The organism is Corynebacterium freiburgense, assembly GCF_030408815.1.
GTDB lineage: Bacteria > Actinomycetota > Actinomycetes > Mycobacteriales > Mycobacteriaceae > Corynebacterium > Corynebacterium freiburgense.
The window spans coordinates 1,560,212-1,577,011 of record NZ_CP047355.1 but is presented as its reverse complement, the minus strand read 5'-3'; the positions used below and the strand labels follow the sequence as shown (position 1 = coordinate 1,577,011).

At 51.0% G+C, this 16,800-nt stretch carries 12 protein-coding genes; 10 read left to right on the top strand and 2 right to left on the bottom strand.

What is annotated here, in order from left to right; translation table 11 throughout:
- Positions 1-6 precede the first annotated feature (6 nt).
- From CFREI_RS07095 to CFREI_RS07050, 10 genes are all read left to right on the top strand, one after another.
- Positions 7-957: a gluconeogenesis factor YvcK family protein gene (locus tag CFREI_RS07095; protein WP_027012274.1), complete on the top strand. Its 951-nt coding sequence runs from the start codon at positions 7-9 to the stop codon at positions 955-957.
- A 75-nt stretch (positions 958-1,032) separates the two neighbouring features.
- Complete coding sequence (whiA, locus tag CFREI_RS07090) at positions 1,033-1,953, top strand: DNA-binding protein WhiA (RefSeq protein WP_240483200.1); 921 nt, start codon at positions 1,033-1,035, stop codon at positions 1,951-1,953.
- 284 nt (positions 1,954-2,237) lie between these two features.
- On the top strand, positions 2,238-3,242 hold the full coding sequence (gap, locus tag CFREI_RS07085) for a type I glyceraldehyde-3-phosphate dehydrogenase (protein ID WP_027012276.1): 1,005 nt from the start codon (positions 2,238-2,240) through the stop codon (positions 3,240-3,242).
- 94 nt (positions 3,243-3,336) lie between these two features.
- Positions 3,337-4,548 carry a phosphoglycerate kinase gene (gene pgk, locus CFREI_RS07080; protein ID WP_027012277.1) on the top strand — a complete coding sequence of 404 codons (1,212 nt, stop codon included), beginning with the start codon at positions 3,337-3,339 and terminating at the stop codon, positions 4,546-4,548.
- Between the two features lie 38 nt (positions 4,549-4,586).
- On the top strand, positions 4,587-5,360 hold the full coding sequence (gene tpiA, locus CFREI_RS07075; RefSeq protein WP_027012278.1) for a triose-phosphate isomerase: 774 nt from the start codon (positions 4,587-4,589) through the stop codon (positions 5,358-5,360).
- A gap of 171 nt (positions 5,361-5,531) precedes the next feature.
- Positions 5,532-7,463 (top strand): vWA domain-containing protein, encoded by a 1,932-nt coding sequence (locus tag CFREI_RS07070; RefSeq protein WP_027012279.1) that lies wholly within the window; start codon positions 5,532-5,534, stop codon positions 7,461-7,463.
- Positions 7,464-7,566: 103 nt separating this feature from the next.
- Complete coding sequence (ppc, locus tag CFREI_RS07065) at positions 7,567-10,281, top strand: phosphoenolpyruvate carboxylase (RefSeq protein WP_027012280.1); 2,715 nt, start codon at positions 7,567-7,569, stop codon at positions 10,279-10,281.
- Positions 10,282-10,329: 48 nt separating this feature from the next.
- Positions 10,330-10,566 carry a preprotein translocase subunit SecG gene (secG, locus tag CFREI_RS07060; protein ID WP_027012281.1) on the top strand — a complete coding sequence of 79 codons (237 nt, stop codon included), beginning with the start codon at positions 10,330-10,332 and terminating at the stop codon, positions 10,564-10,566.
- A gap of 376 nt (positions 10,567-10,942) precedes the next feature.
- Positions 10,943-11,296 carry a VOC family protein gene (locus CFREI_RS07055; RefSeq protein ID WP_027012282.1) on the top strand — a complete coding sequence of 118 codons (354 nt, stop codon included), beginning with the start codon at positions 10,943-10,945 and terminating at the stop codon, positions 11,294-11,296.
- A 64-nt stretch (positions 11,297-11,360) separates the two neighbouring features.
- The gene (locus CFREI_RS07050; RefSeq protein WP_051255854.1) at positions 11,361-11,870 is read left to right on the top strand and encodes an HXXEE domain-containing protein; all 510 of its coding nucleotides are present in this window, start codon (positions 11,361-11,363) and stop codon (positions 11,868-11,870) included.
- Positions 11,871-11,889: 19 nt separating this feature from the next.
- Here CFREI_RS07050 and CFREI_RS07045 read toward each other — a convergent pair whose 3' ends face one another.
- Both CFREI_RS07045 and CFREI_RS07040 read right to left on the bottom strand, forming a co-directional pair.
- Positions 11,890-12,036 carry a hypothetical protein gene (locus CFREI_RS07045; RefSeq protein ID WP_156907719.1) on the bottom strand — a complete coding sequence of 49 codons (147 nt, stop codon included), beginning with the start codon at positions 12,034-12,036 and terminating at the stop codon, positions 11,890-11,892.
- Between the two features lie 186 nt (positions 12,037-12,222).
- Entirely contained in the window at positions 12,223-16,614 is a 4,392-nt protein-coding gene (locus CFREI_RS07040) for a hypothetical protein (protein ID WP_027012283.1), read from the bottom strand.
- Positions 16,615-16,800 lie beyond the last annotated feature (186 nt).

Below are 16,800 nucleotides of genomic sequence, written 5' to 3'. Positions count from 1 at the left end.
TTTGTAATGAAAATCCGCAGCATGACAGCCCTTGGCGGTGGGCATGGGCTGTTTCAAACACTACGTTCCGCGCGTGCGCTTGATATTGAGTTTATAACCGCAGTGGTAACTGTGGCTGATGATGGTGGTTCCTCAGGTCGGATCCGAAGGGAACTTGGGCAATCACCACCGGGAGATCTCCGTATGGCACTTGCGGCACTGACTCGCGCCGATTCGGAAGGGCAGCAGTGGGAAGGAGTATTGCAACATCGTTTTGGAGGCACCGGCGCGTTAGCGGGCCATGCACTAGGAAACCTAATGCTTTCCGGCCTTACAGAATACTTTGGAAATCAAGTACAGGCACTTGATTTTGTGGCTAAAATGGCAAATTGTCGAGGGCGAGTCCTTCCGGTGTGTGAGCAGCCATTAGATATTGAAGCCGATGTTTCCGGTTTGGATAATGATCCACGCATTATGTCCCCGGTGCGTGGCCAAGTTTCGGTGGCTACTACTCCTGGCAGTGTTCGCCGGGTACGGCTTATTCCGGATAAGCCAGAGGCTTGCCGGGCCGCTGTACAAGCTATTCTTCATGCAGATGTAGTGACCCTGGGCCCGGGTTCCTGGTTTACTAGCGTGATTCCAAATCTTTTAGTGCCGGGCATAGTTGATGCACTTGCGAATACATCAGCGAAGAAAATCGTGGTGCTTAACCTTACTGCGGAGCCGGGGGAGACCGCCGGTTTTTCCGCTGAGCGGCATATCCATATGCTTTCCCAACACGCGCCATTACTTCAAGTTGATCGGATTATCGTAGATGCTGCTACCATTCCTACGCAGCGGGAACGTGCACAATTAGCGCGTGCTGCAGCATCATTGGGTGCAGAAGTTGCCTTTCATGATGTGCAAGAGGGCAATTCGCATAGGCACGATCCCGCAAAACTTGCAGCCGCACTCGTATCTGAGTGCGAGAAAGGATAACTCTTCCTGGTGGCTTTAACTACAAAGGTCAAAGATGAACTGGCTCGGGTCACAGTAACAAAGCAAAGTGCCCGCATGGCTGAGGTTGCTTCCCTTTTGCGCTTTGCGGGTGGATTCCATCTTGTTGCTGGCAAACTCATTATTGAGGCTGAATTGGATTCGGCCGTGGTGGCTCGTAGGCTGCGCCAAGAATTAATTGAGTTATTCCATTGTGAGGTGGCGATTCACACAATAAGTCCAGGCGGCATTAGAAAATCCACCCGGTATGTTTTGCGGGTTGTTGAAAATACTGAAGATATTATTCGCAGGCTTGGACTGGTTACTCGTTCCGGTCATCCGGTGTGGGGGTTGCCGCCACAGGTTGTTTCCGGAACGGTGGTTGATGCTGAGGCTGCGTGGCGGGGTGCGTTTTTAGCGCATGGTTCATTGACGGAACCGGGGCGTTCGTCTTCCCTGGAGGTCACTTGCCCGTGTCCGGAAGCTGCATTGGCATTGGTTGGGTGTGCGCGTCGGCTTGGTATTGCTGCGAAGACAAAAGAAACCCGCGGTAGTGACCGAGTTGTTATTCGCGATGGAGAAGCGATTGGTGCACTGCTTACTCGTATGGGCGCCCAGCAAGTGCGGTTGGAATGGGAAGAACAACGCATGCGGCGAGAAGTGCGTGCTACAGCAAACCGGTTGGCTAATTTTGACGATGCCAATTTACGGCGTTCCGCCCGGGCAGCGGTGGCAGCAGCAGCTCGCGTCGAACGGGCGTTGGAAATTTTGGGTGACGACGTCCCCGAACACCTCGCTGAAGCTGGCAATTTGCGGGTTCAACACCGGCAAGCTTCTCTTGAGGAATTGGGCAGATTAGCGGATCCCCAAATCACCAAAGATGCGGTGGCTGGACGAATCCGCCGCCTATTGTCTATGGCCGATAAACAGGCAGAAGAGCTGGGAGTTCCTGATACACATTCAGCAGTTACGGATGAACTACTCGAAGAGGAAGCCTAACTGTGGCAAATGTCACCATTTAAGGTGATGGTGTCCCTAAAGTGCATCAGGTGACCCTCACCTGGGGGTATTGTGGGCTATCGGGGCAGTTAAACGCACGAAAGTGCGAATATACCTTCGACCGTGACCACCCCCGATCGGACATGTCTGATGTCCGATCGGGCACTTGGTCGGGTGTATTACCCCTGCAGGTCTGAGGGTTGCTCGGTACACTTAAGAATTACTGCGGGCGAAATTTCTTCCCCGCCACTTTGGACAAGTGCCAACAACACAAGGAGAACCTCGTGACTATTCGTGTAGGTATTAACGGCTTCGGTCGTATTGGACGCAACTTCTACCGTGCTCTCGAAGAGCGCGGTGCGGACATTGAGGTTGTAGCGGTCAATGACCTTACAGATAACAAAACCTTGGCACACCTGCTGAAGTATGACTCCATCCTTGGCCGCCTTGGCAAGGATGTTGAGTTCGATGATGAGTCCATCACTGTAGACGGCAAGAAGATCGTTGTTACCGCCGAGCGCGATCCTAAGAACCTCAAGTGGGGTGACTTGGGTGTAGATATCGTTATCGAGTCCACAGGTTTCTTCACCGACGCTGAAGCTGCAAAGGCTCACATTGATGCAGGTGCAAAGAAAGTTATTATTTCCGCGCCAGCCAAGAATGAAGATGCAACATTCGTTGTTGGTGTAAACCACACCGACTATGACCCAGAGAAGCACACCATTATTTCCAATGCTTCCTGCACCACGAACTGCCTTGCCCCGATGGCCAAGGCTCTGAATGACGCCCTTGGCATCGAGCGCGGTCTTATGACCACCATCCACGCTTATACCGGTGACCAGCGTCTTCATGATGCACCTCACCGCGACCTGCGCCGCGCCCGCGCAGCTGCACAAAACATCGTTCCAACCTCCACCGGTGCTGCAAAGGCCGTTGCTCTGGTACTTCCAGAACTCAAGGGCAAGCTCGATGGTTTTGCAATGCGCGTGCCAGTAATTACCGGTTCTGCAACCGATTTGACCTTTACCGCTTCCCGCGAAACCTCTGTTGAAGAGGTTAATGAGATTATTAAGAAGGCTGCTGAAGGTGACCTTAAGGGCATTCTCGCTTACTCCGAGGATCCATTGGTATCCACCGATATTGTGACCGATCCACGTCCTTCTATTTTCGACGCTGGCCTTACCAAGGTTATGGGTGACCAGGTAAAGGTTGTTGCATGGTACGACAACGAGTGGGGTTACTCCAACCAGCTCGTAACCATTACTGAGTATGTTGGCGAACGCCTCTAAGCACATACGCATCCCCAATATATAACCAGTCCGGGGTGTGCCACCGGGCACACCCCGGACTGGTTTTTATTACACAAAACCAATAGGAGAATCAATGACCGTAAAGAACCTCCAAGACCTTCTCGCTGAGGGTGTTGATGGACGCTATGTGCTTGTCCGTTCAGACTTTAATGTTCCGCTCAATGACAATCGCGAAATTACTGATGCCGGACGCATTAAAGCATCGTTACCAACACTTAAAGCATTGACCGAAGCTGGAGCCAAAGTTATTGTGATGGCTCACCTTGGCCGTCCAAAAGGCGAAGTTAATGAGAAATTCTCCCTTGCGCCTGTTGCGGAAGCACTATCCGAAGAACTTGGTCAATATGTAGCACTTGCAGCTGATGTAGTAGGCGAAGACGCTCACGAGCGTGCTAATGGCCTTACCGAGGGCGATATCCTGCTGCTGGAGAACGTACGTTTTGATCCTCGCGAAACCTCCAAAGATGAAGCGGAACGCGGCGAATTTGCTGACCAACTTGTAGCACTCGCACCAGGCGGGGCATTTGTTTCCGACGGTTTCGGTGTAGTTCACCGTGCTCAAACCTCCGTTTATGACGTGGCAAAGCGGCTCCCGCACTATGCAGGTGGCCTCGTTGAAACCGAAATTAAGGTTTTGGAGAAAATCGCAGAAAACCCAGCAAAGCCATATGTTGTGGTGCTCGGTGGCTCCAAAGTATCCGATAAACTCGGCGTAATCGAAGCACTCGCACCAAAAACCGATGCTCTAATTATTGGCGGCGGAATGTGCTACACATTCCTGGCGGCTCAAGGCTACAACGTGCAAAAGTCACTATTGCAGGAAGAAATGATCGATACCTGCAAGAGCTTGCTGGAACGCTATGGCGATAGCATTGTATTGCCAGTAGACCTGGTAGCTGCCTCTGAATTTGATGCCAATGCAGAAAAGAAGATTGTTGGCCTTGACGGTATTCCAGAAGGCTGGATGAGCCTGGATATCGGACCAGAGAGTGTAAAGAAGTTTGCCGAAACACTCGCAGAAGCTAAAACAGTGTTCTGGAATGGCCCAATGGGTGTTTTTGAAATGAAGGCATTCTCAGACGGTACCCGTGGTGTAGCACAAGCCATTATTAATGCAACCAAGACTGGTTGTTTCTCAGTAGTTGGCGGTGGTGACTCCGCAGCCTCAGTACGTGTCCTTGGCCTCGATGAAGATGGGTTCTCCCATATTTCAACCGGTGGTGGCGCCTCCCTTGAATTCCTTGAAGGCAAGGAGCTCCCGGGCGTCGCAATCCTGAATGACTAAGCACACAAACTCACGTTGAATCGAAAGGACGTGTCCCTATGGCACGCAAGCCACTGATTGCTGGCAACTGGAAAATGAACCTCAACCACCTTGAGGCCACCGCGACCGTGCAGAAACTCGCATTCGCACTGCCAAAGGAATACTACGACAAGGTAGATGTAGCGGTCACGGTACCATTTACCGATATTCGCTCCGTACAAACCTTGATTGAAGGTGACAGACTAAAAATCACCTATGGTGCACAGGATGTTTCCCGCCATGAAGCCGGTGCATATACCGGTGAGATCTCTGCAGAAATGCTGGCAAAACTTGGTTGCACCTGGGTTGTTGTTGGGCACTCTGAACGCCGCGAATACCACGGTGAAGATGATGCACTCGTAGCCGCGAAAGCCAAAGCTGCACTGGGTAAAGGTATTAGCCCAATCGTATGTGTTGGTGAAGCGCTTGAAGTCCGCGAAGCCGGAAACCATGTGGAATTTGTTGTAGAACAAACCCGCGCTTCACTGGCTGGGCTTTCCAATGAAGAACTCGCCCAAACCGTTATTGCATACGAACCAGTGTGGGCAATTGGCACTGGCAAAGTTGCCTCCGCAGCAGACGCACAAGAAGTATGCGCTGCCATTCGAAAGACTATCCGTGAACTTGCCAATGATGAAATCGCCGATAATATGCGGATCCTCTACGGCGGTTCCGTTAAGGAAGATTCCGTTGGAGAAATCGTGGGCCAACCAGATGTAGATGGTGGCCTTGTGGGTGGTGCTTCGCTTGATGGTGAGGCATTCGCTAAGCTTTGCGCGAACGCAGTAGCGTAAAACGCCCCAATACCTGAAAACGCACGGTGAACACAAACACCGTGCGTTTTTGTAGCTGTATGAGTGGTGTATAAATATCAAACATAGAATTGATTTAATAATCCTATAAATTTCCATGAAAGGTTCCTGGATTTACGTATTTAAGGCACATATGGGGGTATAGCTGAAAGCATGCCTTTACTCTTACATTGTGCACGCCAGTTTTTAGGTGCTATTGTTCCAGCGCTTCTGCTGATTGGGTTGGGGGTTTCCGTGAAGGCTCCTGAGGCATCCGCTCAGGAGCAGCCTGCAACCGCAGTGATTATCGACGCCTCGGGATCGATGTTGGCTGCTGATGCTGGTGGTCAAACGCGCATGGATGCAGCAAAACAAGCAACAGAGGGGCTGCTCAATGAACTTCCACAACAGCAGAAGCTTGCGCTGTTGACATATGGTACGGAAACCGGCAGCGGTGATGAGGAGAAAGAAGCAGGATGTAAGGATGTTCGCACATTGGTGCCGCTTGGTGGGGAACGCCAAGCAATGGTGGATGAGGTGAAAAGACTAAACCCGCGTGGCTATACGCCAATCGGGGCGTCGCTACTGCAGGCGGAACGGGAACTACCAACACAGGGCGCTCGCCAGATAGTGCTGGTGTCTGATGGGATCGACACCTGTGCACCGCCGCCGGTGTGTGAAGTTGCTAAGGAAATCAAGCAGCGCGGCGTCGATGTGGTGATTAATGTCATTGGGCTGAATGTGGATGCGCAGGCCCGCGCCGAGTTGGAGTGCATTGCGAAAGAAGGTGGGGGCAGTTATGCCGATGCGGGGGATGCGGACTCCTTAAAGCTTCAACTCGTGCAGAAATCGACCCGCACTCTGAATGCAGGTGTGATCAGTGGTGAGAAAGTTGAAGGCACCCCAACCGGGAACGACGCACCGTTGATTCAGGCGGGTGGTGTGGTTGATGGCAAACCTGTGCCAAAGCACTACCAGGATGTTCTGCCGAAACAGGGGGAAGTTCATTGGAAAATCAACGTCAGTGAGGGCGAACGGCTCATGCTGAGTGCACTGGTTCCACCACCGCCGTCGTCTGGCGAGGACATCGGAGCCGTAATGAAAGCAAAGATACAAGCCACTGATACCAATGGGGATCTTTGTTTTCCGGACTTCACCATGGGCTACGACTATCAAGCGAACTCTTTTGAAACTCCGCTCGCTCCGTGGGGAGTCACTGATCCTGCCGCTCACGATGGCGAATCGGGGAAGTGCGAGCCTGGCACATATGACGTATTCATAGAACGCGAACCAGGAATATTGAACGATCGTGAATTGCCGTTTGAGTTTATGGTGTGGAAGATCCCCGCAGTAGAAAATGCTGACACTTTAGCTCCGGCGTCGGATCAACCAACTGCCAGTGGCGTTGAGATCGGTACTCCGCAGGGCGATTTACCTTACGCTTTGGGATTAGACGAGGCTCCAACAGTGCAGCCAGGAACCTACACAACATCAATTGTTCCTGGGGAGATGCAATGGTTGAAAGTCTCGGTAAAGGAAGGCCAACGCTTGCAAGTATCAGCAAAGAATTTGCCTTACCAGGTCGAGGATCCTGATTCCGTAACTTCTGGTATTGGACGCAAGGTGCATATTGCCGCATTTTCACCTACGCTGCAGCCGCTTGGCATGGGGAAGGTGGGTGCACCGAGTGAGGACGAGAGCGAACCAGTGTTAGAAATGGAGGAGGACGGCGGGGCAGAAGTTGCCACTGTGAGCAAGCCAGTCCGTTGGAAGAACATTGAACAGTTAGACTCTGGTGCATTTGTTTCTGGCGAGCAGTATGTGGGTATTCGTTATGATTCCTTCTTCCGCGAGGCTGACCAGAACACACAGTCCAATCCGGTTGGCTTGGAAATTGTAATTGGTACTCAGGGTGATGAGGAAACTTCCCCGAAGTTTGTCGACGCCCCCGCCTCCACAAGTGATACCGCCACGTCTGAGAGTCCAGCCACAACGGGTGATGATGCATCACGTTTGATGCTGATGCCTATCGGTATTGTTGCTGGTATCGCAGCACTACTTGCTCTGATACTTGTTGTGATCTTCCGATCATATAAGCGGCGCTAAGCTGGTACGCTTCAACCTGCAACGAGCTCACGTAGACAACGAACGCACGGTGCGTGTTTCGAATCACCGTGCGTTTCTGCGCTTGTATGAAAGGAATTCAACAGTGATAGATAACCTCCGGGATGACATCCGTTACCTGGGAAGAATCCTTGGAAACGTTATTCGTGAACAGGAGGGTGTTGAAACATTTGATCGTGTTGAGACTGCCAGACGAATGTCAATTGCCGGTGAAATCGATGCGCTTGTTGAGCTTTTCCGGAATGGCGAACCCGCAAAACTCACCCCCGTGGTACGTGCGTTTAGCCATTTTGCGCTCCTGGCGAATCTCGCGGAAGACCTCCACGATGAGGCCGCAATCGAGGCGCGCGACTATGCAATCGACTCCACATTAGAAGCAACCTGGGAAAAACTTTCGCAGGCCAACGTTCAGCTTCACGACGTCCAGCGCATGCTCCGCTTTGCAGAAGTTGCGCCAGTGCTTACCGCCCACCCAACGGAGACGCGTCGCCGTACAGTATTCGATGCTCAGAAGCACATTACGGAGTTGATGAAGGAACGTCGAAACCTACTGGAAAACCGCCCGAATTCAAAACGACTTGCGGGGATTGAGCGGGATATTACTCGGCGAATCACTATGCTTTGGCAGACCGCTTTGATTCGTGCAGTGCGGCCGCGGATCGAAGATGAAATCGAAGTAGGGTTGCGGTATTACTCATTAAGCTTGCTGCAAGAAATACCGGCGATTAACCATGATGTGATTACTGAACTGAAATCCAGATTCGGTGATGAAATCCCGCAGGTTGCCATGCTGAAACCAGGATCATGGATCGGTGGTGACCACGATGGCAATCCATATGTCACCGCAGCCACCTTGAACTATGCCACAACCCGTGCAGCAGAAACCGTGCTGCGCTACTACATTAAACAATTACATGCTTTGGAGCATGAACTCAGCCTCTCAGACCGGTTAAGCGAAGTAACCGTAGAACTTGTTGCATTGGCGTCCAAAGGACACAATGATGTTCCTAGCCGTGTGGATGAACCGTATAGGCGTGCGGTCCATGGGCTTCGCGGCCGGATGATGTCCACTATGGCAACACTGGTAAGCGAAGATGCGGTGGAAGGCACTTGGTTTAAAGTCCATGAACCATACGCAACTCCAGAAGAATTCGCGGCGGACCTGGAAATTATTGATGCCTCATTGCGGCATTCCCACGACGATATTATTGCCGATGATCGCTTAAGCATGCTTCGGGCGGCAGTAGAAAGTTTCGGATTCCATTTGTACTCAATGGATATTCGGCAGAACTCCGAATCATATGAAGAAATCCTTACTGAAGTCTTCCGTGCCGCACGAATCCACCCGAACTATGCTGCATTGAATGAGCAGGAAAAGCGTGAATTGCTTATTACCGAACTCGCATCACCGAGGCCGATTATCCCTGCTCGCGCCGCGAAATTTAGCGAAGCAACCCAACGAGAGCTCGAATATTTCGCCCAAGCAGCGCGCGCCGTTGAACAATTCGGTGCGCGCATGATTCCGCACTGCATTATTTCTATGGCGACCTCCGTGAGCGACGTGCTTGAACCGATGATTCTGCTAAAAGAATTCGGCCTTATCCACGCCAATGGCGATATGCCGACGGGAACGGTCGATGTGATCCCATTGTTTGAAACCATTGGGGATCTCCAGGCAGGCGCGGGAATCCTGCGGGAACTCTGGCAGGTTCCGTTGTACCGAAACTACCTCAAACAACGAGACAATGTTCAAGAAGTGATGTTGGGGTATTCGGACTCGAATAAAGACGGCGGGTATTTCGCCGCAAACTGGGCTTTATACGATGCCGAACTCGACATTGTTCGAGCTTGTCGCGAAAATGGAATCACCTTGCGATTCTTCCATGGTCGCGGTGGCACCGTAGGCCGAGGTGGCGGCCCCTCCTACGATGCAATCCTGGCACAACCCAATGGTGCAGTACAAGGGGCTGTACGCATTACGGAACAAGGTGAAATTATCTCCGCGAAATACGGAAGCCCAGCGTCAGCACGACGCAACCTGGAAGCACTCGTGGCGGCGACGGTCGAGGCGTCGCTACTCGACGTCGAAGAGCTCGCCGACCCTAACCGCGCTTATGATGTCATGCGTGAAATCGCAACATTGAGCCAAGAAAAATACTCGTCACTTGTGCATAATGAACCAGGTTTTATTGAGTACTTCACAGCATCAACACCACTCCATGAAATTGGTGCCCTCAATATCGGCTCGCGTCCTGCAAGCCGAAAACAAACCAAAACCATTTCCGACCTCCGCGCCATCCCATGGGTATTATCCTGGTCCCAATCGCGTGTCATGTTGCCCGGTTGGTTTGGTGTGGGCTCGGCACTCAAACAATGGATCGGAGACGACGAAACACGCCTCGCCGAACTTCAGGAACTATACCGGACATGGCCGTTCTTTACGTCTGTGCTTTCGAATATGGCGCAGGTGATGAGCAAAGCCGACCTCAACCTTGCCCGCCTCTACGCAAATCTGCTGGATAACAGCGATGTTGCCGAACGCATTGCCGAAACCATTACAGCGGAATACGAACTCACCCTAGCAATGTATTTAAAAATTACCGGGGCTGATAGTTTGCTGGCCGACAATCCGAAACTGGAACGAAGCGTAAAAAGCCGATTCCCATATCTAGTGCCGCTGAATATTATTCAGCTTGAACTCATGCGACGATACCGTGCAGGCGATGCCAGGGAAGTAGTCTCACGAGGAATTCAGCTCACCATGAACGGACTATCAACTGCACTACGGAACTCCGGCTAGTGTATACTTAGCCAAGTTGTAATCGTTTGTAGATCTTAGAGGAACACAATGGTACTTGCCCTACAAATCGTCCTCGTGCTGTCATGCCTGCTGATGACGATGTTTGTCCTACTCCACAAAGGCAAGGGCGGAGGACTTTCCAGCCTATTCGGCGGCGGCGTCCAATCCAACCTCTCCGGATCCACCGTAGTGGAAAAAAACCTCAACCGCCTCACCATTATTATGGCAATCATCTGGGTGGTTTGTATTATCGGTTTGAACTTAATCCAGGTGTACGCGAGCTAACAGCTCCAAACCACCACGGCTGGCCAACAATAAACAAAAGGCCAGCCGTTTTTTATATTCCTGTGGTGGGCCAAGCGTGATCGGATATGAGGAAATAGGCCAATGGCAAGGGTTGTGCGTATATGAATAAAGGCAGATTTGCATTGGGTACTATCGGGCTAGGGGTGTGACCTAGGGAAACGTGCTGTTGAGTGGTGGGCAATGTAAAATCTGCCTGATTATTGCGGTTGTACAACGGCGGAGCTATTTCTAGTACGATTTCCATATTTCATACCTCGAATGATGGAAACCACGGCAATAATCAACTAAACCAGCAGATATTGATCTTGATGTTTTGGGGAAGAGGAGCATCAAAGTATAGTGCTAACATGGGTTTATGAGCGCTACAATCACACCTGGGATGATTACCACGGATTGTTTGGATGCCAGGGCTTTGGCGAACTTCTGGTCTCAAGCAACCGGTGCACCAATTTCCGCTGATTTCGATGGGTTTTTCGTGATGATTGATACCGTCCCTACGCTGGGGTTCCAGCTAGTAGCTGACCCAACGCCGGGCAAGAACCGCATTCATATTGATTTCCGTTCTAAAGATCGCGAAGCCGCAGTGAAACGCCTAGAAGAACTCGGCGCTACAGTCCAATCTGTGGAAACCCTACCGGATGGCAGTTTTACTTGGACCGTAATGGCCGACCCGGAGGGGAATCTGTTTTGTGTTGGTGAAGAAGAATAAACACCTTGCGTAACGCTCGCGGGGGTACGATTGTTCGTCCTCGAAATTCTAAGTGGAGGCAGAAATGAAACCTATGACACGGTTGAGCCTCGGACTATTCGCCGCATGGGCGCTGCACGATGCAGAAGAATTACTCACGATGTCAAAAAATACACAGAGGCTTCTGCCACAATTGCCACGCTGGGTGCCGATACCGGCGGCCAAACAGATTCGCAACGAAGGAATGTCGCAGAAACATGTCAATACTGCATTAGCAGTTATGGCAGTCCTCGTTGCAGCCGCCTCGGCCGAAGGAGTGCGCACCCAAGGGCGGTCACCCCTCTTCCGGGGATCGGTACTGGTTTTCGGTGTGCACGGGTTTACTCATATCGCTTCAGCAATCGCCATGCGAGGATATACCTCCGGTGTGGCTACCTCCCCGGTGATCGTCATCCCGTACTGGCTGCATGCGCGCCGCGTACTTCGCGAACATGGCCTGAAAGACAATGATGCAGCTTCCATCAGCGCTGCTATATCTGTCCTGCCACTACTGTTTAGCGTGCACGCAGTGGTGGCAAAAGCACTGCAGCGGTGAGTACCTCCGCTTTTAAAGTTTATAGATCACCGCCTAATTCCCGTATATAAAAAGCATCAGGGAAACGGATGGTGGCGGCTTGCCAGCCGGACTCTTCGCCGGGTAGGCGGGTAAGGGATAGCAGGGAGACTCTGCGGACCTCGCGTGGGTGGCCGTCGAAACGCATGTGATGCTGCTTGACGAGAGATTCCAAGATGCTGGCCGATTTTCTGCCAGCTCAACCCCGCATCATGAGCAGTGCGCACTCGGCTGAATCACCTGGCCGCCATACGGGAGTTTGGCTTATGGGAGCGGGTTAGAAAAGCCCATCGCTTTCTTTGCAACGAGGTATTGGAAACACTCCACACCAACGCTAGCGACGTCGATACGGCGCCGTACGAAGTTCTTCATAGCCTGGCACATCTCCGCTTTGGTAGCGCTGCCAGGTCTGGGCGAAGAGTTCTCCGTGTGGCACTAAGGCTGGACAGCCGGGAAGTACTGGTCTGCTTACGCTGGCTTCCCACAGTAGGTAATGTGGCGCTTTCCACATTTCTATGGCGGGGCCGGTGGTTGATTTGCCTAACCATCCGCCAGCTAAGAACACGCTTCGGCCGGAGCTCGCTCGTTTGCCCGTTACCAATAGGCCACGTTCTAACAGTTCGGATGCAGCAGTATCTAGTTGTTTCTTGTTCCAACCGTTCCATCGTTTTACCAGCGTATCGGTAGGCGTGGCAAGACTAAGTATTTGCAGGAAATAACAGGCGGCATTTGTGGATAATCCAAGTTCGGCCTGCACTTCGGCGACTACTAACATGGCTGAAACCCGTGGATCTTCGGGTGTCCCGTTATAAGCAGTGCCCGATACCAGAAATTCCAGCCACTGATCTAGGTAGCCTTGTGATACTAGTTGGGGTGCATATTGATCTGCTTCTTGCTGATAGCTGCTACCAAAAACACGTGGTTTACTGGGTGGAGTCCACGCCCGAAACTGTTCTAACCTAGACGCGAGCTCACACGCAGCAGCAGACCGGGGTTGGGTTATCTGCATTAACATAACGTAAAACAAGAATGCAGCTTCTTCCCGTTGTGTTGGGAGTTCAGCCTTGGCCATAAAAGGCTCAGGAGGGAGCCAGGCATTATCCATATACTTGGCTACCGGTTTAATAATGCTGTCATCTAAGTGAATCCATGGGGTCCCTCGTTGTTTTTGCCATTGCTCGGCTACTGATTCAATATTCGGTTCACCTGAAAGATAGTCGTCGTGCCACCCAGCTGTGACGAGTTCTCTGTAACCCAGATTTGAGGTAATCAAGAATTTACTGAGATCATCGACTGCGGTGGGTGTTTTCCCTAGGAGCTTTGCATCTTGAGCGCGGTAACCCAAGGGATCATAGTTATATAGCACTCCTGATAAAATTAAGTGCCACACTGATGGCGGAAGCATGGTTACGTTAGCTAATTTCTTAGCGGATTCGCCCAAGGTAGCGATGCGGCTGGCGCGTTGGACGTCGGTAAGTGAGTCGCGCCAATTGAGAAGTTCTTCTAATTTTTCCAGGAATTTGTCGCGCGGCAAAAACGCCCAAGGAGCGTGATTATTATTTGCCAATAACCACTCGCGAGTCGGGGTGGTAATTTCAGGCCGCCACAGGACAAAAACTGTGTTGATATTTCGGCCGTTATATACCAGTAAATCTGGATCGTCTGCTAGTAGCCGATCGAGGCTACTTTTATCAGTTTCAACTCTTACCATTGATCCTAGAATTCCGATATGCGCTAGCCAGCGGAATAATTCAATAAGTTCATGGAACTCGTCAATCGGAATGCCTGGACCAGACAAACGGGCGAGGATAAGTTTTTCTTGGCCTAGTAGTTTCAAATAATCGGTACTGGTGTCGTAAAAGCCCGATTGTGATGTGGAAATCTTTGTCGCTATTTCCCGGCAGTGTTCGTATGCAAGTTGATTGCCGAAGCACTGAGCTCCAGTAAGTTCTCCAAGGTAGTGAAAAGCTCTAATGCTCACATTTGGGAAAATTTCAACATTCTGCTCTGCGGTGGCGTCGGAGATTACTTCCGCAAGATACTTTAGATACTGAGGTACAGCCGTAAGCTTTGGCACCATAGGCGGGTTATCGGTTTCCAACTGTGATTGATAAACCTGGGCGAGCATGCCAGCGATTGCAGCCGCTAAGACCTCATTGCCCTGTGCGAAATCAAGAATGAGCTGCGGTGCTATAACTAGCTCCAGTGCTTCATTTTCGGAGCACTTGCGCATAGCAATACTGACATCCTTATTGCGTACTTTGAGCTGATGAAAGCCAATGACGGGAAGGCTATTCAGCACTAAAGGTTTACCGTGGCAATCTAGGGATTCGGGCAGCGGCCCCGCCAGCAGATCATCAATCAATCCTTGTCCATTGTGATACCAAGTGTCGCGCAATTGAGGATCATCTTCCCATCCAGGGCGTTCCACTACCCACAGCGGCACAGCGCTGCGAGCACTAAATGCTTCCACTGGGGAAAACCAGTGGTACCAATTATTGGCAATTCCTTCGAAGGAAAAGCCCATGAGGTAGCCATTGGTTACGCCTAAGAGAGAGTTTTTAGTCGATTCTGTCGCTGGAAGGTACCAGCTGTAGTTTATTTTTAAATTGGCTGTATCCTCCATACCCCAGATAGGCTGCAGTGATGAGGTATCCAAGCCAGGCAGATTTCCTGCTACCGCGCCATCATGAAACTCCTGCAGTGAAATAGTCTTGTTTCCTGGAATTTGAAGCAGCTCTGTCGGGTTATCTGTGCCAACATAATAAGGCCCAGAGCCAAAAGTGAATCCACTGGGTATCTCATTAAAAGCCATGCCGGGTGTGATCCGAGTTGGGCCAACCTGCAAACCGCCATCAATCTGCTGCACGAAACCCATAGATTCGGGCAGTTCACGACCATTTGCTAATAGGTGTGGCACATTTTCATGTGACCAGAAATAGTAGTAGTTATCAGTTTGCTTATCCCGATAAAACACCACCACGTGGTCAACCACCTTATATACGCGTATGACATTAGCCGGGGCAGGTAATTGCACGGTTTCTAAGTGCTGGCCATTAACCAAGATAACCTGATTTTCCTCCGCCAAAATGACGTATGGGTAGCAAGAAAGAATCTTTGCGTTTTCACTATCAGTCAGCTTTTCGCAGGCCTCCTCAAAAGTAGTCCACGTATATTCCGCGAAGGTCCCTTCATTCAGACGTTTTGCCAGGTTGACCGCAACTTCTGCATGGAAGATCATGTTAATCGCCTGTGGGTTTAGTTCTTTAAGGCGTGGATCGGTGAGGAGGAAGCGTTGCTCTTTGAGCCTTTCAAACTGCCAAGAGTGGCTGTTAACGTTGTTTTTAATTTCATTGGCAAATATGTCTAGCCATCGGGAAGTTAGTTCTGTTGTAGACCTAGTGGATAGTAATTTGTCTAAATGATTGTGTACGGTCTCTGCTGTTAGGTGTTGTAGTAAGAGTTCACTGGATTTTGCGTCGTCTACTAATGCAGTTAAATCACGGTTACCATGGGTAAACCAACTGTTCCACAATGACTCCATATCAAAGCGGCTGTCAGTATCGAATTCTACTGTTGCACCAGCTGCTACCAGTGCGTCGAGATACTCAAGATTGAAAGAAATATTGCCCTTAACCTTGATTTTGACGGTGCGATCAGTCAGCGATCGGGTATTGCCTGTGATAGCAGCCAGCATTTCCTCTTTCGGGATGGCGAAAAATCCGCTGTGGCTTTTTTGATGAAATAGTTTGATTAACCAAGGAGTAAAAGCCTCAGAATTAGTGGTCAGTGCCTCCCATATATCGAGTTTTTGCAGTACATCGACGTATTCGGCGACCTTCCATGCACTGGGGTTGCCGCTGAGAAACTGCTTTTTCATTGTTGCTGGAGCTTCACGTTTTGTCTGTAGCATGGGGCGTAATACCTGTAATGTTGCTTCAGGAAACGTTGCGAAACCACGGCTCAGCACATATTGAGAGGCAAACTCTACATCCACTTCGTAATGGGTTCTCCCCGCAGTTTTGCCAAGCCGACGCAGATCACGCAGCGCATGATTATAAAGCGCGACATCAGCGTGAGCGCAGGTGAGCAACAGCTCCAAAAAGTATTGGTAAGCAGCTTTCGGCTCAAGGTGAATAGCGGCGTTGTGGGCTTCGGCCGTCATCTCCCGACCGCTAACCACGCCAAGCGCTGTGAACTCCCGGAAAGCTAGCTGGTGTCGCTGTATATCTACTGGCAGGCTATGGTTGCGTTCAACTTCCCGCGCCTTGTTGAAATACTGCTTGGCATAACTAGCATGATCCGCTTCAAGGTGAACCCGCGCGATTTCCTCCAGAAAGGTTGGTACGAAATGTGGTGCGGAAGCCTGCAACTGGTTTGTTAGCTTATCGACGCGCTTCTTTACCAACTTCACCTGCGCCCGAGCATTCTTTCGGATCCACTCAATATCGGATACCAGGTTCAAAGCGTGTTGCGCATTATCAGGGTCAGTCAAGATAGGCCAAGCAGGAAACCCCACAGCACGCGATGGTATAAAGCCGATGGGGTTTGGCTCAAGGGTTGTTGGATCGAGGCCCAGCGTGGCCAGCGCCAAGTCCTCGGCAGGTACTAGCTCTTGCGGTATCAGGCGCACTAATACTTCGGTGCCGGCTGCCTGATATCTACGTGCCACCAAAACCATGGTGTTATCATTTTGAGTGCTACTAATAAATGGTGTGATCGACATGCTGCCCCTTTGTGCGTGGTTTCCCCTAGCGTGTGAAATGCCTCGTATTTAACGTGCCTGTTTAAGGTGTTCGCCCATACAGAACTTATTGATGGCCATGCTATCAGCGGGAGCATACATGAGGCTGGGCGTTAGAGTGCATGGCGCTAGAGTGCATGGCGTTAGAAAACGGCTTGAAAGCTGGCA

Bases quoted from the DNA above. Each gene is read 5' to 3' on its own strand.
- CFREI_RS07055 (WP_027012282.1), top strand. From the start codon at position 10,943: ATGAGCGCTACAATCACACCTGGGATGATTACCACGGATTGTTTGGAT.
- pgk (WP_027012277.1), top strand. From the start codon at position 3,337: ATGACCGTAAAGAACCTCCAAGACCTTCTCGCTGAGGGTGTTGATGGA.
- CFREI_RS07050 (WP_051255854.1), top strand. From the start codon at position 11,361: ATGAAACCTATGACACGGTTGAGCCTCGGACTATTCGCCGCATGGGCG.
- CFREI_RS07045 (WP_156907719.1), bottom strand. From the start codon at position 12,036: ATGCGTTTCGACGGCCACCCACGCGAGGTCCGCAGAGTCTCCCTGCTA.
- whiA (WP_240483200.1), top strand. From the start codon at position 1,033: ATGGCTGAGGTTGCTTCCCTTTTGCGCTTTGCGGGTGGATTCCATCTT.
- secG (WP_027012281.1), top strand. From the start codon at position 10,330: ATGGTACTTGCCCTACAAATCGTCCTCGTGCTGTCATGCCTGCTGATG.
- tpiA (WP_027012278.1), top strand. From the start codon at position 4,587: ATGGCACGCAAGCCACTGATTGCTGGCAACTGGAAAATGAACCTCAAC.
- CFREI_RS07095 (WP_027012274.1), top strand. From the start codon at position 7: ATGAAAATCCGCAGCATGACAGCCCTTGGCGGTGGGCATGGGCTGTTT.
- CFREI_RS07040 (WP_027012283.1), bottom strand. From the start codon at position 16,614: ATGTCGATCACACCATTTATTAGTAGCACTCAAAATGATAACACCATG.
- CFREI_RS07070 (WP_027012279.1), top strand. From the start codon at position 5,532: ATGCCTTTACTCTTACATTGTGCACGCCAGTTTTTAGGTGCTATTGTT.